The sequence below is a fragment of the Micromonospora sp. NPDC005806 genome (assembly GCF_042871425.1).
In the GTDB taxonomy this organism is placed as follows: Bacteria; Actinomycetota; Actinomycetes; order Mycobacteriales; family Micromonosporaceae; genus Micromonospora.
In genome coordinates, this window is the sequence record NZ_JBIAIL010000035.1 from 49,306 (window position 1) to 70,779 (window position 21,474).

A 21,474-nucleotide genomic window follows, 5' to 3' on the forward strand; every position below is an offset into this window, starting at 1 on the left:
GCAGGTCAGGGCGAGGTTCGGGCATTCTCGCGGCGTCCGCGCAGCTGGCTGTTGCCTGGAGTTGGGCAGCCTGAGTCGCCATGCCGACATGGCTGCGGGCACTCGTCGGGGATAGTTGCGAAGGTGGCGACCGTGAGCGATGAGGGCGACGACCCGTACCTCGAGCTGGAAGATCTTGATGGTGCGGACGCCGACAGGTGGGTGCGGGACCGCAACGCGGAAACCGTGGCCGCGCTGACCGAGGGCGAGCGGTTCGCCGCCCTGCGGACCGAGATCCGGCAGGTGCTCGACGCCGACGATCGCATTCCCTACCCGGGATGGCGCGGGGATCGCCATTACTACAACTTCTGGCAGGACGCCGCACATCCCCGCGGACTCTGGCGCCGCACCACCCTCGACCAGTACCGCCGGCCGGAGCCCGAGTGGGACGTGCTGCTCGACGTCGATGCGTTGGCCGCCGAAGAGGGTGAGAACTGGGTCTGGAGCGACGTGACGGTGCTGCGGGCCGATTATCGACGCTGCCTGATCAGCCTGTCCCGAGGCGGCGCGGATGCGGTGGTGGTCCGCGAGTTCGACCTCGTCCGCCGGACCTTCGTCGAGGACGGCTTCCGGCTTCCCGAGGCCAAGAGCGGCGTCTGCTGGATCGACGCCGACCACATCTACGTGGCCACCGACTTCGGGCCTGGTTCGCTGACCACGTCGGGGTATGCGCGTATCGCCAAGCGATGGCGGCGAGGCACGCCATTGTCCGAGGCCGAGATCGTCTGCGAGGGCCGCGCGGACGACCTGGTGGTGTACGCCTCGCACGACCGGACGCCCGGGTTCGAGCGCGACTTTGTGGGCCGCATCCTGGACTTCTACCGCAGCGAGCACTTCCTGCTGACGGAGGCGGGCGAGCGGATCCGGATTGCCGTGCCGGAGGACGCCCAGTGGGACGTGCACCGGGAGTGGCTGGTGATCCGGCTGCGCTCGCCATGGACGCTGGGTGAGGCGACCTATCCGGCCGGTGCCCTGCTGGCGACCCGCTTCGACGCGTTCCTCGCCGGTGCGCGGGAGATGGCGGTGCTCTTCCAGCCCGACGCCCGCACGGCGCTCGACGGTTACGTATGGACCCGGAACCAGCTGATCCTGGCCACCCTCGCCGATGTGCGGAGCCGGTTGGAGGTGCTGACGCCGGGCGAGACGGGCTGGCGGCGGGAGCCGCTCGCCGGGGTGTCGGCGGACGCTCACAGCTGGATCGTGGACACGGACCCGGACCTCGGCGATGACTATCTGCTCGCCTCGGAAGGGTTCCTCCAACCGGCGACGCTGCGGCTCGGGCAGGTCGGCGGCTCGGTCGAGATCCTCAAGCGGGCGCCGGCGTTCTTCGACGGCCAGGGCTTGGCGGTACGCCAGTTCTTCGCCACCTCGGCCGACGGTACGCGGGTGCCGTACTTCGTGGTGGGGGAGGGGGACGCGCCCAGCCGGGCGACGCTGCTCACCGGGTACGGCGGGTACGAGATCTCCCAGACCCCCTACTACAGCGGGGTCACCGGCCGGGGCTGGCTGGCCCGCGGCGGTACGTACGTTGTGGCGAACATCCGGGGCGGTGGGGAGTACGGCCCGGAATGGCACCGCGCGGCGCTGCGGGAGAACCGGCCGCGGGCGTACGAGGACTTCGCCGCGGTGGCGGCCGACCTGGTCGAGCGGGGGGTCACCACGCCGGCGCAGCTCGGCATCGAGGGTGGCAGCAACGGCGGGCTGTTGATGGGGGTGATGCTGACCCGCTACCCGTCGCTCTTCGGCGCCGTCGTCGCGCACGTGCCGGTGCTGGACATGCGGCGCTATCACCGGCTGCTGGCCGGTGCCTCGTGGATGGCCGAGTACGGCGACCCGGACCGGGCGGAGGACTGGGCCTACCTGCGGGAGTATTCGCCGTACCACAACATCCGCGGTGGGGCGCGGTATCCGCCGGTCCTGTTCATCACCTCGACCCGCGACGACCGGGTGCATCCGGGGCACGCCCGCAAGATGGCAGCCCGGCTGCGCGAGCACGGCCACGACGTGTCCTACTACGAGAACGTCGAAGGCGGGCATGGTGCCGCCGCGAACAACGAGCAGCGCGCGTTCATCTCGGCGCTGACGCTGGAGTTCCTCTGGCGGAGGTTGACCGAGCCGGTGAGCTTGGCCCTACCGCGCCAGGCTTCGGTCGTCGACGCGGGGGAGCGGGCTCAGACCGTCGATACGCAGTAGCGGGCTGGCTGCCCGCTCCGCGGCATCAGGCGTGCGGAGCGGGCAGTTCCGTGCTCAGGCGCCGAAGTCCAGCAGGATCTTGCCGACCTTGCCCTTACCCTCGAGCCGCTCGAAGGCCGACGTCACCTGCTCGGCCGGGAAGATCTGGTCGATGACCGGCCGGACCCGTCCGCTCGCGAGCGCGGGCAGGACCTCCCGTTCGAAGGCGCGGACGGCTTCCGCCTTCTGCTCGATGGGCCGGGCGCGCAGGACGGTGCCCTGCACGCGCGTCCGCTTCTGCATGAGCCGCAGCAGCGGGATCTGCACCTCGCTGCCGGCGCCGACGCCGACGATGATGATCCGCCCCCGGACGGCGACCGCGTCGAGGTTCCCCGGGAAGTGGGGGGCACCCACCAGCTCCAGGATGACGTCGGCCCCTCGACCGCCGGTGAGTTCGGCGACCTCGGTCGCGAAGGTGGCGTCCTGGACGACCTCTGCGCCGAGCTCCTTCACCGCCTGGTACGACGACTCGCTGCGCACCACGCCGATGACCCGCGCACCGGCCGCGAGGCCGATCTGCACGGCGGCGCTTCCGACGCCACCGGCGGCCCCGTGCACCAGGAGGGTTTCGCCCATCTGCAGCCCGGCCTGCGACCGGATCGCGTCGTGCGCGGTCATGTACGCCTCCGGCGCCGCCGCGGCGTCGGCGTCGGACAGCGAGTCCGGCACGCGGGCCAGGTGCCGCTCGTTGACGATCACCCGGTCGGCGAGGCCGCCGCCACCCACGAGGCCGAACACCCGGTCGCCGGGCTGCCACGTGGTGACCGCGTCACCGATGGCCTCGACGACGCCCGACACCTCGAGCCCGGGAATGTCCGCGGGGCTGCCCGGCGGGGCCGGGTAGATGCCGGTGCGCTGCTGCGCGTCGGCCGGGTTCATTCCGGCGTAGCGGACGCGGACCCGAACGTCGTTGCCGGTCGGTACCGGGTCCGGCCGCTCGACGAGGTCGATGACCTCGTTGCCGCCCGCCCCGGTGAAGACAACCGCCCTCATGACTGATCAATCCTTCCGTTCACGCGTCCAGGAAGCGCAGCGCGACCTGCGCGATGCCCTCGGCATCCAGCTCGTAGTGCCGGTAGAGGTGGGTCGGCGGCCCGATCAGGCTGTACTCGTCCTTGATGCCGTGCCGGTGCAGCTTGGTGGCTACCCCCTCCTCGGTGAGCACCTCGGCGACGGCGCCGCCCAGCCCGCCGAGCACGTTGTGCTCCTCGACGGTCATGAGCCGACGCGCCCGCGCCGCCGCCAGCACGGCGTCGCGGTCCAGCGGCTTCACGGTGTGCATGTCGAGCACGCCGACCGAGATGCCCTTGGCGCGGAGCAGCTCGGCCGCCGCCAGCGTCGGGTGCACCGACGACCCGGTGGCGATGAGCATCAGGTCGCTGCCGTCCCCGTGCTTGATGGCGCGGCCCAGCTCGAACTCGCAGCCGTCCTCGTAGATGATCGGGTCGCGGCCGCGGCTGGCGCGGAAGTAGATCGGTCCGGGGTGGTTCACCGTGGCGCGGATCGCCGCGTGGAACTGGGCCGGGTCCGACGGAGCGACCACGGTCATGTTGGCCATGCTGCGCATGATGGCCAGGTCCTCGGTGGCGTGGTGCGAGGTGCCGTAGAAGCCGAGGCTGATGCCGGCGTGGTGGCCGATCAGGCGGACCGGCTGGTTGCAGTAGGCCAGGTCGGTGCGGATCTGCTCGCAGCACAGCAGCGCCAGGAACGATGCGAACGTCGCGGTGTACGGCAGCACGCCGGTGGTGGCCAGGCCGGCCGACGCCGACACCATGTTCTGCTCGGAGATGCCGAACTGCAGGAACCGCTCGGGGTGCTTCTCCTGGAAGCGCACCAGGCCGTTGGAGTACTTCAGGTCCGCGGTGGCAACCGCGATCGGGTGTCCCTCGTCGGTCAGCTCGATGAGGGCCTGCGAGATGGCGGCGAACCCGGGCGCCTGGTCCAGCAGCATGAGCAGGTGCCAGGAGTCGGGGTGCAGCTCGGGCTCGGTGGTGGTCACGCGTTGCTCCTCAGGTGCGCGAGGGCGAGTTTCTCGTCGTCGGGGTGCAGGTAGCCGAGGTGCCAGCCGAACTGCGTCTCCATGTAGGGGATGCCCTTGCCCTTGACGGTGTGGGCCACGATCACGGTCGGCTTGCCCTCGTGGCTGGCGGCGGTCGCCTGGCGCAGCGCCTGCAGCACCTGCGGCACGTCGTGGCCGTCGATGTCGATGGTGTTCCAGCCGAACGCCTGCCACTTGTCGAGCACCGGTTCGATGCCGATGACGTCGTCGACCTTGCCGTCGAGGCTGTACTCGTTGCGGTCGACGATCGCGATGAGGTTGCCGGTGCGGTGGTGGGCCGCGGACAGCGCCGCCTCCCACACCTGGCCCTCGTGCTGCTCGCCGTCCCCGAGCAGGACGAAGACGTTGTAGTCGAGGTTGTTGAGCCGGCCGCCGAGGGCCATGCCGAGGCCCGCGGACAGGGCGTGGCCGAGCGAGCCGGAGCTGAAGTCGATGCCCGGCACCTTGCGCATGTCCGGGTGGTCGCCGAGCGGGTTGCCGAGGCGGGTGTACTCGTCGAGCACGGACTTGTCGAAGAAGCCGTACTCGGCGAGGAACGGGTAGAGCGCGATCGCCGCGTGGCCCTTGCCGAAGAGGAAGCGGTCGCGTTCCTGCCACTGCGGCTCGCCCGGCTTCAGCCGCATGATCTCGCCGTAGTAGAGCGTCGCGAGGATCTCGGCGCACGAGAAGGCCGAGGCGTAGTGCCCGGTCTTCGCGATGCCGGTCAGGCGCACCGTCTCCTCGCGGGCGAAGAGCGCCTTCTCCTTGATGCGGGCGATCAGCTCGCCGTCGTCGGCTGCTGCACTCACTGGTTCTCCTCCACGAATTCCGGAACCTGTCCCTCGACGGGGGGAGGCGACAGGGAGCACACGATTTCGAGCGTTTCCGAGCCGTCGTTGACCTGCCCGTGCACGCGGTTCGCGGCGATGTAGACGGACAGCCCGGGCTCGAGGCGGATGGGCTCGTGGTCCTCGAGATACATCAGGCCGGTGCCGCGTACGACGTAGTAGGCCTCTTCGTAGTCGTGCCGGTGGCGGCGGACCTCCTGCCCCGGCTGCATGACGCACAGCGAAACGCCGACCCCGACGGAGCCCACGGTCTTCGGATGCACCAGTCGGTAGACCGGCGCCCCGAGTGCGAGGAACTCGCGTCCCTGCTCACGGCGTACGACGGGGGTTGGGCCGTCAGACAAAGCGGTTCTCCTAACTGGAGTGGCCGAGCGAGCGGGAGACCTCGGCGGCCGCCTCCCGCACCATCGACACGTGTCGCTGCCGGTTCTCGCCGAGCAGCACGGGGGATACGCCGGCCAGGGACAGCGCGGCGCTGACCTTGCCGGTGTGGTTGAAGACGGGAGCGGCGATCGACGCGATGCCGAGGGTCACGTCCTCGTCGCTGATGACGATTCCCGCGTTCGCGTCCGCCGCGAGGGACTGCCGCACCAGCTCCGGGGTGTTCAGGGTCTTGCCGGTGTAGGTGGTGAGCGCCGCGCGGAACAGGTACTCGTCCCAGAGGGATTCGCCCCCGAAGGCGAGGAGGGCCCGCGGTGCGCCGCCGACGTGCAGCGGCAGCCGGCCGCCGAGCCTGAGCTCGAGAATCTGGACCCGCGCGCCGTCGATGCGCTCGATGCACACCGCCTCGAGCCCCTGACGTACGCACAGGAAGACCGTTTCGCCGGTCTGCTCGTGCAGCCGCTCCATGACGGGAAGTGCCGCCTGGCGCTCGTCGAACCGCCGAGCAACCGCCGCACCCAGCCGGAACACCTTGAGCCCGAGCCGGTACTGCCCCCGCCGCGCACCTGGCTCCACCCACCCGAGTTCCTGCATGCTCTCGAGGAGGCGGTACACACTCGTACGCGGCTCTTCCAGCGCTTCGATGAGCGCGGCGATCGGCATCTCGCCCTGGTCGGCGAGCAGTTCCAGCACCCGGTCGGCCTTGCTGAGCACATTCACCGGCGGCATGAAGTCTCCCCTTCGTCCCGCGTAGCGGTCAGGCTGACCGTAGAGCGGGACTATAGCGGAGCGGCGTGACCGCTGGGAAGACCACAGTGCATATTCGCTTCCGACGTGTCGTAGCCGAGCTATTGCAGGTCGTAGGGATGCGCCCGCCGCATCTGGAGCGGACTGTCGGGATCCACGCCTGGTGGCGGAGGTGCGACGGCAAGAAAGTTTGTACCGCCCTATGGACATCGCGTCCGTGCGGTGGAACAGTACTGCCACCGAGTCGATGTGTGACAGGAGATACACATGGCTGAGATGCCGATGAACGCGCAGGGTCTGACTCGCCGTGGTCTGCTGCGCCGGGGAGGACTGCTCGCCGCGCTCGCCGTGTCCGCGCCGACCCTCCTGGCCGCCTGCGGCGACGGGAAGTCCGCAGCGGTGCCCGCGGTGGGTGACAAGGTCGGTGGCGCGCTGAACTTCCTGTCCTGGGAGGGCTACGACCTCACCGGATCGCAGAAGATGAAGGCGTGGCAGGGCGCCAAGAGCGTCAAGGTCAACCCCACCTACATCTCGACGAGCGACGACATCCTCGCGAAGATCAAGTCCGGCTCCAGCGTCGGCTACGACCTCATCACCTATTACCAGGCGTACGGACCCCTGTACTCCAAGCAGCCGTTGGAGATCATCGAGCCGCTCGACCTGGCGCACATTCCGAACGCCGCGAAGCTCTTCCCGTTCTTCCGCGAGGGTGACGCCGCGGCGAAGTTCTGGAACATCGAGGGCAAGCAGTGGGGCATCCCGATGTTCTGGAGCGCCACCACGCTCGACTACCGCACCGACCGCATGCCGAAGCCCGAGTCGTGGCTCGACCTGCTGAAGCCCGAGTTCAAGGGCAAGATCGGCTGGGTCCCGGACGCGACCGCCGCGTTCACCCTCGGCGGCCGGATCCTCGGCTTCGACGTCCCGAACTACACGCAGGACCAGTTCAAGCAGATCGTCGACCTGCTCCGCCGCTTCCGCGGACAGATCAAGGGGTTCGCGCCGTCCTTCGGTGACCTCACCAACCAGCTGGTCAGCGGTGAGGTGATCGCCTCCTTCGCCGGCTGGTCGACGGTCGCGCTCTGGGCCGGCGACAAGGGCGCCAAGGTGGAGAGCATCATCCCGAAGGAGGGCACCTACACCTCCTGCGACGCGTGGGCGGTGCCCAAGACGACCCGCAACCGCGACACCACGTACGCGTGGGTCAACGAGGCCCTCTCGCCGGAGGTGCAGGCGGAGACCGCGGTGGCGCTCGGCACGGGCGTGACCTCGCCCGAGGCGGTCAAGTTGCTGCCCGCCAAGCAGCAGAAGCTCTACCCCTACGACAACCTCGACGAGTTCTTCACCCGCGCCCCGGTCTTCGGCTTCCCCGACAAGGGGCGGTCCGGGATCGTGCAGCACGAGGAGTGGCTCAGCGAGTGGTCGAACATCCAGGGCGGCGCCTGATGGCCGTCGCGGTCGCCCCGCCACAAGCGGACGTCGCCGCCGCACCGCCCCCCGCACCGGCTCGTCGCCGAGGGTGGCTGCTGACCCTGCCGGCGGTTGTCGTCCTGGGCTTCCTCCTGGTCGCTCCCTTCCTGGTGTTCACCGTCTACGCCTTCCTGCAGGGCGGGTTCTACGAGGTGACGAGCACCGCCACCCTGTCGAACTTCACCTCGGCCGTCGGCTCGGAACTGACCCGTCGGCTCACGCTGAACGCCCTCGAGATCGGGTTCGTCACCGCGGTCCTGAGCCTGGCGCTCGGGGTGCCGCTCGCCTACGCGATCCGCTACCGCGCCGGGCGCCTGGAATACCCGCTGCTGGCGCTCGTCGTGTTCTCGATGTTCACCAGCTACCTCGTCCGGATCTACGCGTGGCGGGTGATCCTCGGCAACAACGGGCTGCTCACGCAGCTCCTCGACCCGATCGGGCTGGCCCCGCGGGACGGCTCGCTGCTGTTCTCGAAGCCAGCCGTCGTCGCCGCGCTCGTGCACATCTTCGTGCCGTACGTCGCCCTCGTCGCCTACGCCGCGTTCCGCAACATCCCCGGCGACTTCTTCGACCTGGCCGCCGACCTCGGCGCCGGTCGGGTGCAGCGGTGGCGCCGAGTGGTCCTGCCGCTGGTGGCGCCAGCGGCGGCCTCCGGCTTCCTCTACACCTTCGTGCTGGCCGCCAGCGACTACGTCACCCCGCAGTTCCTCGGCGGAACGGACGGGAACATGGTCGGCCTGCAGATCTCGCAGCAGTTCACGCAGTTCGGCAACTACCCGCTCGGCGCGGCGACCTCGATCATCGTGCTGCTGCTGTTCATGTTCGCCTATGCCGTCGTGACCGGCGTCCTGCGCGCGCTGGGCCTGAACTCCGTGGTGATCAAGGGATGAGCGCCATGAGTCTTCTGCGCAGCCGGCGCCGGGCGCCGGGTCTCTACCTGGCCCTAGTCCTGGCCTTCCTGTACCTGCCGATCGCGGTCGTCGTGCTGTTCTCGTTCAACGCCAGCAGCACCCTCAACCTCCCGATCAAGGGCTTCTCGCTGCGCTGGTACGAGGCGGTGCTGACCGACGGGACCTACACCTCGGCCCTGCGCAACAGCCTGATCGTGGCGGTGGCCAGCGCGATCGTCACCACCGTGCTGGGCACGCTGGCGGCGTTCGGGCTGACCCACGTGCCCCACCGGCTCCGCCCGTGGCTCGCGGTGCTGTTCTTCGCGCCCATCACGCTGCCCGGCCTGTTCCTCGGGTTGTCGCTGCTGGCCTGGTTCGCCAAGCTCGACATCGAGCTGTCGCTGTGGACCGTGGCCGCCGCGCACGTCGTCTACACGTTCCCGTACTTCCTGCTCGTCGCCCAGTCCGTGCTCGACCGGATCGACCCGCAGTACGACGAGCTGGCGGCCGACCTGGGCGCGTCGTCACTGCTGAGGTTCACGAGGGTCACGCTGCCGATGACGTGGCCGGTGCTCATCGCCGGCGGCATGCTCGCCTTCGTCCTGAGCTTCGACGAATTCTTCATCACCTTCTTCGTCATCGGCCCCCAGAGCACGGTGCCGCTCGTCATCTACTCCGCGATGCGCCGCGCGATCGACCCGTCGATCAACGCGTTCGCGACCCTCCTCCTGCTCGTCACCTTCCTGTCCGGCGTCGTGATCGCCGTCGTGGCACGGGCGGGCAGGGCTGCACGAAAGGGAGTCAAGGCCTCGTGAATACCGTTCTCAGCCTGACGGGCATCACCAAGAGCTTCGGCAAGGTACCGATCCTGCACGGCGTCGACCTCGAGGTCCACGACGGCGAGATCCTGTCGCTGCTGGGTCCGAGCGGGTGCGGCAAGACCACGATGCTGCGCATCATCGGCGGGTTCGAACGGCCGGACCGCGGCCGCGTGGTCCTGGCCGGCAAGGACATCACCGACGTGCCACCGCACCGCCGCCCGGTCAACATCGTCTTCCAGCGCTACCTGCTCTTTCCGCACCTGTCGGTCTTCGACAACGTCGCCTTCGGGCTGCGGATCGACAAGGTCGGCAAGCAGGACATCGAGCGACGCGTGCGGGAAGCGCTGGAGCTGGTCGGGCTCTCGGACCTCGCCGACCGACGCGCGACGCAGCTCAGCGGCGGCCAGTCGCAGCGGATCAGCCTGGCCCGGGCGCTGGTGAAGCGCCCGAAGGTGCTGCTGCTCGACGAGCCGCTCTCGGCGCTGGACCAGAAGGTCCGGATCACCATGCAGGCCGAGCTGCGGCGCATCCACCGGGAGACGGGCACGACCTTCGTCTACGTCACCCACGACCAGCAGGAGGCCATGTCGCTGTCGAACCGGGTCGTGGTGATGAACGCGGGCCGCATCGAGCAGATCGGCACGCCCGCGGAGGTCTACCACCGCTCGGCCACCAAGTTCGTCTCCGGTTTCGTCGGTGACGCGAACCTGATGGCCGTCGAGGCCCTCGACAACGCGGGGGACGGCACCGAGGTCAAGGTCGTCGAGACCGGGCAGCGCCTGCGGCTGCGGCAGACGCTGCCGCAGCGCAACGCGACCCTGGTGGTACGTCCCGAGCTCCTTCGGCTGTCGACGGCTGCCGACGACGGCCTCGCCGGCACGATCTCGGACATCGCGTTCCTCGGATCCTGCGTGCAGTTCCACGTCGACCTGGGCGGCACGACTCTGCGCGTACAGGAGCCGGTGGGCGGCGGGCCGCTGACGCACGACGTCGGCGACACCGTACGCGTCGTCCTCCCCGACCACCCTGTGCACGTCCTCACCGACTGACCGCATCCCCGAGCGCAGAGCAGGAGGCGCTGCCACATGATCGTCTACATCGAATACATCTCCCGTCGTCCGGGCATCTCCATTGAGCACTTCCACGCGATCGCCGGCGCCGGGCAGACGGGGTGGGCCAAGCAGTACGGCGACGACGAGCTGGTGCTGAACCTGGGACGGACCTGGCGGATCGGTCCGGAGCCGGAGTACCTCGCCGTATGGCTGAACCGCAACGCGGGTCTTGAGCTGCTGGGGGAGTGGGAGCGGGCCTTCCAGTCCGGCGAGGCCGACGCGTTCGAGAAGCCCATGGAGGTGGTCGGCCGGCTGGACCGCGCGGGCTTCTACCGGCCGTTGCTTGAGCCGGTCGCCGGCCGGGTCGGTCCCTACTACGCCGAGTTCCTCGATTTCGCCCCCGGCGTCACGGCGGAGGAGGTGTCCGAGTTCTTCGACAAGCGCGCGGCCGCGCACCCGGCACTGCAGCTGCATGTCGTCGCCGACCGCGTCGGCCACCTCGGTCCCGACCCGCGCTGCATCGCCGTGTGGGGCCTGCCGGACTACGGACACCTGGACGAGATCGCCACCGAGCTGCAGGACGTGACGGCGCCCGTCGTGCTCCGCACCGCTGGCGTCTACGCGAACCTCGGCGAAGAGATCCTCTAGCCCCGACGCTCGGGAGGCGGACATCATGCGATTCGAAGGTAAGAACGCCCTGGTCACCGGCGCCAGCAACGGCATCGGCGCGGCCATCGCCGAGCGGCTCGCGGCCGAGGGGGCATCCCTGTGCCTGCTCGCCGCGCCGCAGGACGAGGTCCACCTGAAGGAAGTGGCGGAGAAGCTGCGCGCCGAGTCCGGGGCGCAGGTCGTCACGGTCACCGGCGACGTCGGTGACGCCGACACCGCCGAGCGGGCCCTGCAGGCGGCGTGCGACGCGTTCGGCGGGGTCGACCTGCTGGCGAGCAACGCCGGCATCGGCATCTGGGAGGACGTGCTCGACTCCCCGATCGAGGACTTCGACCGGGTGATGCGGGTCAACACCCGCGGCCAGTACGCCGTGACGACCGCCGTCGCCCGGCACATGAGCCGGCGCGGGGGCGGGGCGATGGTCCTGACCGCGTCGACCGCCTCCCTCCTCGGGGAGGAGGGGCAGATCATCTACAACACGTCCAAGGGTGCCGTCATGGCGCTCGCCCGGTCGCTCGCCGTCGACCTGGCCCGGTACGGCATCCGGGTCAACGCCCTCGCGCCCGGTTGGGTCCGCACCCGGGCGACCGTGGCCGAGGTGGACGACGTCGCGATCTGGAGCAAGCACCGGACCCGCATTCCGCTCGACCGTCCGGGTGAGCCGGCGGAGATGGCGGCGGTGGCCTGCTTCCTGCTCAGCGACGACGCCTCGTACATGACCGGCTCGGTCGTGATGTGCGACGGCGGGCTCACCGCCGGCTACCGGGCGAGCGACTGGGAAGCGGTGGAGCGGCCGCTGTCCCCGCGTATCTGACAAGCGACACGGAGGACGAAGTGAGTCGGTCGGCCATCGAAGAGGGCGCACGCAGCTTCCTCAACCCCTCGACGGAAGACGAGCGGGCAGTCGTCGGGGCGGTGCGGAAGGAGCTCCTGATCGCCGGGCGGTGGCGGCCGGCGACGGGTGGGCGCCAGTTGCCGGTGTACGACCCGTCGACCGGTGAGGTGCTGTGCCGCGTGGCGGATGCGGGGCCGGCCGATGCGCTGGCCGCGCTCGACGCGGCCGCCGCAGCCCAGGCGAGTTGGGCCAGTTGCCCGCCGCGGGAGCGCTCGGAGATCCTCCGGCGCGCGTTCGAGCAGCTGATCGCCCGGGCTGACGAGCTGGCCCTGCTGATGACCCTCGAGATGGGTAAGCCGCTCGCCGAGTCGAAGGCGGAGATCGTCTACGCGGCGGAGTTCCTGCGCTGGTTCTCCGAGGAGGCCGTGCGGATCGACGGGCGCTACGCCGTCGCGCCGAACGGGCAGGGCCGGCTGATGGTGATGAAGCAGCCGGTCGGGCCGTGCCTGCTGATCACGCCGTGGAACTTTCCGATGGCGATGGGTACGCGCAAGATCGGGCCCGCGATCGCCGCCGGGTGCACCATGGTCGTCAAGCCGGCCCGTGAGACGCCACTCTCGATGCTCGCGCTGGCCGAGATCCTGTCCGACAGCGGCCTGCCCGACGGTGTGCTGAACGTGATCACCACGTCCGCGGCGGGTGCGGCGACCGCACCGCTGATCACCGACCCGCGGCTGCGCAAGATGTCGTTCACCGGGTCGACGGAGGTCGGTCGCACCCTCATCGCCCAGTCGGCCCAGCAGGTGCTCCGCGTGTCGATGGAACTCGGCGGCAACGCACCGTTCATCGTCTTCGACGACGCCGACCTGGACGCGGCCGTCGAGGGAGCGATGATCGCGAAGATGCGGAACATCGGGGAAGCCTGCACGGCCGCGAACCGGTTCCTCGTCGCGGAGTCCGTCGCGGCCGACTTCGCCCAACGCCTGGCCGAACGGATGAGCGCGCTGAAGGTCGGCCGCGGCACCGAACCCGGCGTCCAGGTCGGCCCGCTGATCACCGCGAAAGCACGCGACAACATGGGGGCGTTCGTCGCCGACGCGGCTCAGCGCGGCGGTCGGGTGCTCGCGGGCGGCAACGCCCTCGAAGAGAGCGGCTACTACTTCCAGCCCACCGTCATCGCTGACGTGGACCCGGGGGCCCGCGTATTCACCGACGAGATCTTCGGTCCCATCGCACCCATCGCGTCGTTCTCGACCGAACAGGAGGCGCTGGCGATCGCGAACTCCACCCAGTACGGCCTCGCCGCCTACGTGTACACCTCCGACATGCGGCGCAGCTTCCGAGTGGTCGAGGGGCTGGAGTTCGGGATGGTCGGCCTCAACCAGGGCATCGTGTCCAACCCGGCAGCCCCGTTCGGCGGAATGAAGCAGTCCGGGGTCGGACGAGAGGGTGGCCGCGAGGGCATCGAGGAGTACCTGGAGACCAAGTACGTCGCCGCGAACGTGTAGCGGCCGGACCGGTGCGGTTGTCCACGGTGGCGGCCGCATGGGCGTACGGTCGGTGCCGTGGTAGTAGCGGGGCGTCGATACCGGTACGTCGGCCCGGCGGACGTGCGGGCGTCGGTCGTCGGCGCTCCCGAGGGCTGGCCCATCCGATCACCGGTCGATCTCGACGCCTACCTGGCGGCCGCCGATCCGCGCGACCGTGACGAGCCGTTCACCTACGTCATCGACCCTGGCGGCACGCTGCGCCTCGCGCCGAGACGCAGCGAGCACGTCGCCTGCGCCGGCGGTGGGGAGGTCCTCGGCGCGGGGGAGATCGCCTTCGCTGGCGAGCGGGACGGCTGGGTCGTGACCGAGGTGAGCAACCAGTCCACCGGCTACTGCCCCGGTCCCACCTCATGGGCGGCGGTGGCGGCCGCCCTCGATCGGGCGGGTATCGGCCGCCCGGCAGGCTTCACCGCGGCCGTCGTCTTCCGGCGCTGCCTTGACTGCGGCGAGCGCAACGTCGTCCGCGACGACGACTACATCTGCGCGCTCTGCGGCGCCGAGCTGCCGGAGATTGTGGAACCCCGGCTGACGGCTCAGCCGTCGACCGACCAACGCTCGCGCTGACGACCGAGCCGCCCGCGCTGTCCGCGAGGGCCAGACCACCACAGCCGACGCCGCCAGGGTTTGGTGGCCGGGCCGGCGGGAAACCCGCGGATTTGCGACGACAGGGAGAGGAATTCGCATGACGTCGACCAGCCTTCCAGGCGGGACGTTCAGCATGGGGGATCTGACGGTCACCCGGATGGGGTACGGCGCGATGCAGTTGGCCGGCCCGCACGTCTTCGGTCCACCGGCCGACCGCGACGCCGCCGTCGCCGTGCTGCGCGAGGCCGTCGACCTGGGGATCAACCACATCGACACGGCCGACTTCTACGGCCCGTACGTCACCAACGAGATCATCAAAGAGGCGCTGCACCCGTATCCGGACGAGCTGCACATCGTGACCAAGGTTGGGGCACTGCGGGACGCCGACGGCAACTGGCCGCAGGCGCTGGCCCCGGAGCAGCTACGCCAGGCCGTGCACGACAACCTGGATCGCCTCGCACTCGACGTGCTCGACGTCGTCAACCTGCGCGTCGGCGGGTTCGACCGCCCCACCCCCGGCTCCATCGCCGAGCCGTTCACGGTCCTCGCGCAGCTGCAGCAGGAGGGGCTGATCAAGCATCTCGGGCTCAGCACGGTCAACGCCGAGCAGATTGCCGAGGCGCAGTCCATCGCGCCGGTCGTGTGCGTGCAGAACTTCTACAACATCGCCAACCGGGACGACGACGCCCTCGTCGACTCGCTCGCGGTGCTGGGCATCGCCTACGTGCCCTACTTCCCGCTCGGCGGCTTCTCCCCGCTGCAGTCCGAAGAGCTGAACGCGGTCGCCACCCGCCTCGGCGTCACCCCGATGGCGGTCGCGCTGGCGTGGCTGCTGCAGCGTTCCCCGAACATCCTGCTCATCCCCGGCACCTCATCCGTTTCGCACCTCCGCGAGAACGTCTCCGCTGCCGCGCTGACCCTTCCCGACGACGCGCTGACCGAACTGAACATCATCGCTTGACGATCGGGCTGTCGTGGCCCGCCCGACCGACCGGCGAGGCGGATTCGGGCAGCTAGTGCGGTGTCCAGTAACGTTCGCCGGGTTGACGGGCGAGCGAATGTGTCGTACCGATGGTGTTGGGTGTCGTTTGTGCCTCGTCGTCGCGATTCCTCTACGCCCCGGGTGGTGTACCGCACCGCGCGTTTGGCGTTGCGGGTGACGTCGGGGCAGCGGCGGCGGTGTTTCGGGCTGCTGCGCTCGGCCGGTGACGTCTGGGCGTGCGTGTTGGAGATCAACACCTGGCGGCGGCGCCGCCACGACGCACCCCTTGTGGGTTATCAGGAGTTGTGTCGGGAGTTGGCGGCCTCGGGGCCGGGCACCTTCGGCGAGTTGGACAGCACGGGGGCCCGGTCGGTGTTACGCCGGTTCTCCGATGCCTGGTTCGCGGCGGCGAAACGCCGCAACGACGGTGAGTTGTCGGCCAGGTTCCCGCGTCGGCGGCGCGCGTTGATGCCGGTGCGCTGGTATCACGGCACGTTCGACATCGATGGACGCCGGGTCCGGATCCCGATGGCGAAGGGCGCGCCACCGTTGTGGGTCAGGTCGGCGCGGGAGCTGCCGTATCCGCTCGGGCAGGTCCGCTCGGTCACCCTGGTGTGTGAGGGCGGTCGGCTGTTCCTGGACGTGACCGCCGAAGTCCCGGTCGCGGCCTACCCGCCCGGTGAGGAACCCGACCCGGCCAGGGTGGCCGGCGTGGACCTGGGGATCATCCACCCGTATGCGGTGGCCGGCCCGGACGGTGCGGGGTTGTTGGTGTCGGGGCGGGCGATCCGCGCCGAACACCGCATGCACCTGGCCGACACCAAAGCCCGCCGCCGGGCGGTGGCCGAGCGGGCGCCGAAACCGGGACAGCGGGGTTCACGGCGGTGGCGCAAGTACCGGCGGCGGGCGCGCCTGGTGGAGGGCCGGCACCGGCGCCGGGTCCGGCAGGCCCAACACGAAGCCGCCCGCCAGGTTGTCACCTGGGCAGTACGCGAGCGGATCGGTGTCCTACACGTCGGCGACCCGCGCGGCGTGCTGGACCTGCCGGCGGGGCGGCGGCACAACCTGCGGCTGCGGCAGTGGCAGATCGGCCGGCTCCTGAAGGTCCTCACCGACAAAGCCGTCCTGGCCGGCATCACCGTGCACCCCGTCGACGAGCGTGGCACGTCCTCCACCTGCCCCGCCTGCCAGCGGCGGGTACCGAAACCCCGCGGGCGAACCCTGTTCTGCCCGCACTGCGCATTTTCCGGGCACCGTGACCTGGTCGCGGCCGCCATCATCGCCACCCGCACCCCGGGCGGCGGACCCACCACCCCCGCACCCATCCGGGTGCCGGAGGTGGTCACGCACCGTCGAGCCGGCCGACACCTCCCCGGTGCCGGCCGGTCCCGACGTGACCCCCGCCGCCCGACCACGGCGGCGCGAGGATCAGTTGGCCCGCGCAGGCCCGCCCCACCACCAGCGGATGGGGAGTCGCTCGCCCACACGGCGAGGAGCCACAACAACCACCGGAAACCCGGTGAACGTTAGTGGACACCGCACTAGTCCAGCCGGCGGCGGCTCAACGATCCCGGGTCACGGCCCGCGAGCACCCAGCCGGCGACCGCCGCGAGCACCGGCAGGCCGACCGTCGTCGCCGCCAGGTGCGCGACCGGTACGTCGGTGAGCGCATCGACGTCGCGGTGCAGCACGCTGACCAGCCCGGCGTACGCACCAGCCAGGCCGAGGAGGGCGCCGAGGAACGCGAGCGCACCGGCGGTCGTGGCGGTCAGGGTGCGCCGGACCCGCCTGGGTGCGCCGGTCGCGGCCAGGGTGCGGAGGTCACCGGCCGCCTCGCCGCGGATGAGGCCGACGGTCATGGCCAGGATGCCGAGGGCGAGCAGCGCGCCGGCGGCGACCGCCCCGGTCCGCAGCGATGTGAGCGAGGCCCGCTCCCGCCGGGATTCGACGGTGAGGCCGCCGCTCGCGGCGAGGTTCTGCACGGTGGTCAGCTCCTGCTTGGTGAGCGGATGATTCGCCTCGACGAGCCAGCCGACCAGCGCCGGCTGCCAGCCGTGGCGGGACATCATGCTCGCGGTGACCAGCGAGTTCGGCATCGAGGAGTACCGGGTGCCCGGGAGGACCTGGGTCTTCGGGTAGACGCGGCGCTCGGGGATGTTCACCAGTTCGAGTGCCCCGGTGCGGACGGTGAGCACCTCGGTGTCGGCGGCGACCGCCGCGGGGTCGATCCGGTAGAGCCGGAGCAGTTCCGGAGTGGCCACGTAGAGGGGGTCCGACGTCATCTCCTGGCCGTCGGCAACCGGCGTGCCGATCTCGACGGCCGGATGGCCGGGCTGGCCGCCGTTCGGGCCCGGCTCGGTGTCCGCGACCACCGGCCTGTCGAGCGGGGTCACGGTCGGCGTGCCGAGCTTGCCGGCGATCGCGTCGATCTGGGCCTGCAGGCCGGCCAGCTCTGCCGGGGTGCGTACCGGGATCACCGGGCTGGGTCGGCCGATGCGGACCAGGAGCTGGCCCTCGGCCAGATTGTCCAGCCAGGCCGAGTGCTTGGCCTGGTAATCGGCGGCGGCGGAGCCGGCGACGACCGCCACCGAAATCCCCAGGGCCAGACTGATCGCGGCGAGCGCCGCGCCCGCCCGGGCCTGGTAACGGACCAGGTCGGTCAACGCCAGCCGGACAGCCACCGGCATCCCGCCGCGCGCCGCGGCCAGCAGTCGGATCGCCGTCGGCCCGACGAAGAGCACCCCGACCGCCGTGGCGACGGTGCCCGCGCTGATCAGCGGCGGGTTCTTGCCGTCGGACAGCACCAGGCAGGTGACACCGGCGGCGAGCAGGACCACGGCGACCAGCGCGGTGCGCCGGGCCGGGCGGGGCCGCGGCGGCCGCGCCGACAGCGCGCTCATGATCGGGGTACGCGCGATGGCCCGCGCCGGCCACCATGCGGCGGCGGTGGCGGTCGCCACGGCCAGCACCAGCTCCGCGGCGAGCGTCGGCCAGGGCAGGTCGAACCGGTCGATGCGGTGTCCGGCTGCCGTCTCCACCTTCCCGGCCACGGCCAGCCAGGCGGCGACGCCGATGGTGGTGCCGAGCACCGCCGCGATCGCGCCGACGACGGTGCCGTTGGCCAGCATCACCAGCCGCAGGTGCCGGCGGGTGGCGCCCATCGCGGCGAGCATGCCGAGTTGGCGCAGCCGGCGTTGCGCCACCACGATGAACCCGGCCGCGGCGACGAGCGACACCAGCAGCAGACCGACGGTGGCCAGCGCGAGGGTGATGGCGGCGATGACGGTACGGGTCGTGCCGGGCCGTGACTCGCGCATGAGGGGACCGTCGATGGTGTCGCGGAACGCCTCCAGGGAGGCCCGGTCCCCGGCGACGAGGACGGTGACGGTCTGCGGCGGGTCGGCGTGCGCCGGGTCGACGAGGGCGAACTCGTCGGCGAAGTCCTTGGGGTTCTCCACGATCCCGACGACCAGCCGGTCGTGGCGGTCGAAGCTGATCCGCCGGCCGAGTCCGGTCCGCAACGTGTGTGCCACCCCGTCGGTGACCGCGATTTCGCCGGCGCCGGCCGGGTAGCGCCCCTGCCGCACGGCCAGCATCGGTGCGCCGTACGCGCCATCGGGGTGCTGCGCCCGGACGTCGACCGGGTCGAACAGGCCCGGCACGTCCACGTAGCGGTGACCGATCGCGTCGATCGTGCCGAACCAGCTCCGTGCGGCGGCGAGCCGCGAGTCGAGCACGGCTGGGGCGCCGCCCTCCAGCTGTATCCGGTGGTCGGCGCGGCCGAACGTCGCGTCGCTCGACGAGGCCATGTTGTAGGTCGCCGAGACGGCGAAGGTGGCTCCAATGACGGCGACCGTGAGTAGCGCGAGCGTGAGCACCTGTTGGCGCCACTCGCGGCGGAACAGGCGTACCGCCCACCGGATCACGGCCCGGCGGGCCGGCAGGCCGCCGCCCGAGGCCCGGCGGGGCGCCGGCCGGGGAGTCGTCGGCGGGGCCATGGTCGACGTCACGACGCCACGTCCCCGGCCAGCAGGGTGTCCGGGCCGACCGCCGGCGCGGTCTGGTCGACGACGCGACCGTCCCGAAGGAACACGACCCGGTCGGCCCAGGACGCGAGCTGCGCGTCGTGGGTCACCATTACTCCGGCGATCCCGCGCTTGCAGGCGGCGCGCAGCATGCGCATGACCGCCTCGCCGTTGGCCGAGTCCAGCGCGCCGGTGGGCTCGTCGGCGAGCAGCAGTCGCCGCTCGCCGACCACCGCCCGGGCGATCGCGACCCGCTGGCGTTCGCCGCCGGACAGGTCGTCGGGGTAGTGCGCGGCCCGCTCGGCCAGCCCCAACTCCTTCAGTACGCGCATGCCTTCGGTGCGGGCGGCCCGCGCGCCGACGCCGTCGAGTTCGAGCGGCAGCGCCACGTTCTCGACGGCGGACAGCCCGGCGAGCAGGTTCAGGTCCTGGAAGACGAAGCCGATGGAGCGGCGGCGCATCCGGGCCCGTGCGTCGGCGGACATGGTCGACACGTCGTCACCGCAGACCAGCACCGCACCGTCGGTGGGCTCCTCGAGGCTGCCGGCGATCGTCAGCAGGGTGCTCTTGCCGGAGCCGCTCGGCCCCATGATCGCCACCAGCTCGCCGCCGTGCACGGCGAGGTCCACCCGCCGCAACGCGTGGACGGCGGCGTGGCCCGCGCCGTACACCTTGGACACCTGGCGCATGCTCAGCACGGCGCTCATCGACGGGCCCCCTCGCGTGTCGGCGCGGATTCGGTCGGTTCCGTGCCGGCGGGGCCGGCCGGTCGGGCCCGGTCGCTCGGTGCCGCGTCGGCGGCCGCTGCGGGCGTGGCCGGTAGGCGGCGCAGCCGGGCGTCGGCCGCGTCGAGCCAGCGGACGACCGCCTCGAGCCGGAACAGCTCCGCGTCGACGACGAGGCCGAGGGCGATGTCGTCGGGGTCCGCGTCCGCCTTGAGGTGGGTGTACCGCTGCATTTCCTCGACGAGGCGCCGGCGGTGAACCTGCAGGATCTCCCGTACGTCGACGCCGGGCAGGCGCAGCGCCACCTGCACCTTGATGACGAGCTCGTCGCGCGGTGGCGGCGTGGCGCCGGGCGGGGTGCGTAACCACCGGTCCAGTTCCTGCTTGCCGCCGGCGGTGATCCGGAACCGTCGCTGCGCACCGTCGCGCTCGGTCTCGTCGGACGCCACGTGCCCTTCGCGCTCGAGGCGCTGCAGCGTCGTGTAGACCTGCCCGACGTTGAGCGGCCAGACCTCACCGGTGCGTTCCTCGAACTCCTGCCGGAGTTGCAGGCCGTACTTGGATCCTTCCGCCAGCAGCGCCAGCAGCGCGTGCCGAATGCTCATGAGCCACCACCCAGCGTCAGCATACCGGGTATAATACTCAGTATTATCGCGCCGTCCAGCGACTTCGGACATGAGTTCTCCGCCCACCGACAAACGCCGTCGGTCAGCCGTCCACACCGCACCCCTGGTGGAGGGTCAGGTCATGGCGTCAGGGGATGGCGAAGAAGCTGAGGAAGCGGAAGGCGAGCCACGGCTTACGGCCCCACGCCCGCAGCTTCCCGCGCGCGATCAACGGCCACTGGCCGCTCAGTCCTGAACTCAACAGGAAGAACGACACCGGGTCGACCGAGATGATGCAGTCGACCCGCCCCGGCGCCGTGTCGCTGACCGTGGCCAACCCGTCGATGAAGCGCACCCAGAACCGGGAGATGCCGCCTAGCCGCAGCTCGTAGCACGCGCTCAGGCCCCGCACGGCGGCCTGGTCGACGAGGCGGGGCATCGTGGTGTGGATGAACGGCAGGATCAGTTCGACGTGCCGCGGCCGCACGATCGGCGGCTGCCGGAGAGCGGCGGCGATCGCGGTGCCGTGGCTCAGCATGTGCGCGAGCAGATAGCAGCCGAACACCCCCAGCGGCATCGGGCCCATGGGCGTGTCGACGATCTCGGCGGCGGGGCGGGCCCGCGCCGCCTCGAGGAACGCGGCGGCCTGTCCGGCGATCCGCTGCGCGAGGACGGCGGGGTCGCGCTCACCGTCCTCGCTCAGCGCCTGGGCGTTCGCGACGGCCAGTCCGGCCTTCGTCCCATCCCCGTGCGTCGCCGTTCGGCCGGCGGCGATCGTCGCCATGAGTTCGTTGGCCATCGCCAGATGTGCCGCCGCCTCGGCGACGGTCCACTCCGCGCCGGGGATGGGGATGTCGGCGCTGGGTAGCGCGCCGATCAGGTCGGCCAGCCGCTTCGCCACGGCGAGGATTTCGCCGGACAGCTCGCCGCGCTCGGTGGGGTCAGCCGTCGTCTGGGCCATGACCGCCGATGATGACCGA

Annotated in this window: 20 protein-coding genes; 11 read left to right on the forward strand and 9 right to left on the reverse strand. The window is 70.9% G+C overall.

Features of this window, described 5'->3' with window-relative positions; translation table 11 throughout:
- The first annotated feature begins 132 nt into the window (after positions 1–132).
- Complete coding sequence (locus ACFYOS_RS28150) at positions 133–2,232, forward strand: prolyl oligopeptidase family protein (protein ID WP_387147937.1); 2,100 nt, start codon at positions 133–135, stop codon at positions 2,230–2,232.
- 54 nt (positions 2,233–2,286) lie between these two features.
- Here ACFYOS_RS28150 and ACFYOS_RS28155 read toward each other — a convergent pair whose 3' ends face one another.
- From ACFYOS_RS28155 to ACFYOS_RS28175, 5 genes are all read right to left on the reverse strand, one after another.
- Positions 2,287–3,264: a zinc-binding dehydrogenase gene (locus tag ACFYOS_RS28155; RefSeq protein WP_387147940.1), complete on the reverse strand. Its 978-nt coding sequence runs from the start codon at positions 3,262–3,264 to the stop codon at positions 2,287–2,289.
- A 19-nt stretch (positions 3,265–3,283) separates the two neighbouring features.
- The gene (locus ACFYOS_RS28160; RefSeq protein ID WP_387147943.1) at positions 3,284–4,270 is read right to left on the reverse strand and encodes a transketolase family protein; all 987 of its coding nucleotides are present in this window, start codon (positions 4,268–4,270) and stop codon (positions 3,284–3,286) included.
- Positions 4,267–5,118 (reverse strand): transketolase, encoded by an 852-nt coding sequence (locus ACFYOS_RS28165; RefSeq protein WP_387147945.1) that lies wholly within the window; start codon positions 5,116–5,118, stop codon positions 4,267–4,269. The genes ACFYOS_RS28160 and ACFYOS_RS28165 overlap by 4 nt, the downstream gene beginning before the upstream one ends.
- The gene (locus ACFYOS_RS28170; RefSeq protein ID WP_387147948.1) at positions 5,115–5,420 is read right to left on the reverse strand and encodes a cupin domain-containing protein; all 306 of its coding nucleotides are present in this window, start codon (positions 5,418–5,420) and stop codon (positions 5,115–5,117) included. Before ACFYOS_RS28170 ends, ACFYOS_RS28165 begins: the two co-directional genes overlap by 4 nt.
- Positions 5,421–5,511: 91 nt before the next feature.
- Complete coding sequence (locus tag ACFYOS_RS28175; protein WP_387147950.1) at positions 5,512–6,267, reverse strand: IclR family transcriptional regulator; 756 nt, start codon at positions 6,265–6,267, stop codon at positions 5,512–5,514.
- 285 nt (positions 6,268–6,552) lie between these two features.
- Here ACFYOS_RS28175 and ACFYOS_RS28180 point away from each other — a divergent pair, with 285 nt between their 5' ends.
- The 10 genes from ACFYOS_RS28180 (at position 6,553) to ACFYOS_RS28225 (ending at position 16,669) form a co-directional block, all read left to right on the forward strand.
- The gene (locus tag ACFYOS_RS28180; protein ID WP_387147953.1) at positions 6,553–7,731 is read left to right on the forward strand and encodes a PotD/PotF family extracellular solute-binding protein; all 1,179 of its coding nucleotides are present in this window, start codon (positions 6,553–6,555) and stop codon (positions 7,729–7,731) included.
- Positions 7,731–8,645, forward strand: coding sequence for an ABC transporter permease (locus tag ACFYOS_RS28185; RefSeq protein WP_387147956.1), 915 nt, complete (start codon positions 7,731–7,733; stop codon positions 8,643–8,645). Before ACFYOS_RS28180 ends, ACFYOS_RS28185 begins: the two co-directional genes overlap by 1 nt.
- 5 nt (positions 8,646–8,650) lie before the next feature.
- Complete coding sequence (locus ACFYOS_RS28190; RefSeq protein WP_387147959.1) at positions 8,651–9,460, forward strand: ABC transporter permease; 810 nt, start codon at positions 8,651–8,653, stop codon at positions 9,458–9,460.
- A complete protein-coding gene (locus ACFYOS_RS28195; protein WP_387147962.1) occupies positions 9,457–10,515 on the forward strand; it encodes an ABC transporter ATP-binding protein in 1,059 nt (352 codons plus the stop codon). The genes ACFYOS_RS28190 and ACFYOS_RS28195 overlap by 4 nt, the downstream gene beginning before the upstream one ends.
- A gap of 36 nt (positions 10,516–10,551) precedes the next feature.
- Positions 10,552–11,166 carry a hypothetical protein gene (locus ACFYOS_RS28200; RefSeq protein WP_387147965.1) on the forward strand — a complete coding sequence of 205 codons (615 nt, stop codon included), beginning with the start codon at positions 10,552–10,554 and terminating at the stop codon, positions 11,164–11,166.
- A gap of 25 nt (positions 11,167–11,191) precedes the next feature.
- Entirely contained in the window at positions 11,192–12,001 is an 810-nt protein-coding gene (locus tag ACFYOS_RS28205) for an SDR family NAD(P)-dependent oxidoreductase (protein ID WP_387147967.1), read from the forward strand.
- Positions 12,002–12,021: 20 nt separating this feature from the next.
- On the forward strand, positions 12,022–13,530 hold the full coding sequence (locus tag ACFYOS_RS28210) for an NAD-dependent succinate-semialdehyde dehydrogenase (RefSeq protein ID WP_387147969.1): 1,509 nt from the start codon (positions 12,022–12,024) through the stop codon (positions 13,528–13,530).
- A gap of 57 nt (positions 13,531–13,587) precedes the next feature.
- The gene (locus ACFYOS_RS28215) at positions 13,588–14,136 is read left to right on the forward strand and encodes a hypothetical protein (RefSeq protein ID WP_387147972.1); all 549 of its coding nucleotides are present in this window, start codon (positions 13,588–13,590) and stop codon (positions 14,134–14,136) included.
- A gap of 118 nt (positions 14,137–14,254) precedes the next feature.
- Positions 14,255–15,118 (forward strand): aldo/keto reductase family oxidoreductase, encoded by an 864-nt coding sequence (locus ACFYOS_RS28220; RefSeq protein WP_387147975.1) that lies wholly within the window; start codon positions 14,255–14,257, stop codon positions 15,116–15,118.
- Between the two features lie 165 nt (positions 15,119–15,283).
- Positions 15,284–16,669: an RNA-guided endonuclease InsQ/TnpB family protein gene (locus tag ACFYOS_RS28225; protein WP_387147978.1), complete on the forward strand. Its 1,386-nt coding sequence runs from the start codon at positions 15,284–15,286 to the stop codon at positions 16,667–16,669.
- Positions 16,670–16,680: 11 nt separating this feature from the next.
- Here ACFYOS_RS28225 and ACFYOS_RS28230 read toward each other — a convergent pair whose 3' ends face one another.
- The 4 genes from ACFYOS_RS28230 to ACFYOS_RS28245 form a co-directional block, all read right to left on the reverse strand.
- Entirely contained in the window at positions 16,681–19,149 is a 2,469-nt protein-coding gene (locus ACFYOS_RS28230; RefSeq protein WP_387147981.1) for an FtsX-like permease family protein, read from the reverse strand.
- Entirely contained in the window at positions 19,146–19,871 is a 726-nt protein-coding gene (locus tag ACFYOS_RS28235; protein ID WP_387147984.1) for an ABC transporter ATP-binding protein, read from the reverse strand. The genes ACFYOS_RS28230 and ACFYOS_RS28235 overlap by 4 nt, the downstream gene beginning before the upstream one ends.
- Complete coding sequence (locus ACFYOS_RS28240; RefSeq protein WP_387147987.1) at positions 19,868–20,494, reverse strand: PadR family transcriptional regulator; 627 nt, start codon at positions 20,492–20,494, stop codon at positions 19,868–19,870. Before ACFYOS_RS28240 ends, ACFYOS_RS28235 begins: the two co-directional genes overlap by 4 nt.
- Positions 20,495–20,642: 148 nt before the next feature.
- Positions 20,643–21,455 carry a maleylpyruvate isomerase family mycothiol-dependent enzyme gene (locus ACFYOS_RS28245; RefSeq protein ID WP_387147990.1) on the reverse strand — a complete coding sequence of 271 codons (813 nt, stop codon included), beginning with the start codon at positions 21,453–21,455 and terminating at the stop codon, positions 20,643–20,645.
- Between the last annotated feature and the right edge of the window lie 19 nt (positions 21,456–21,474).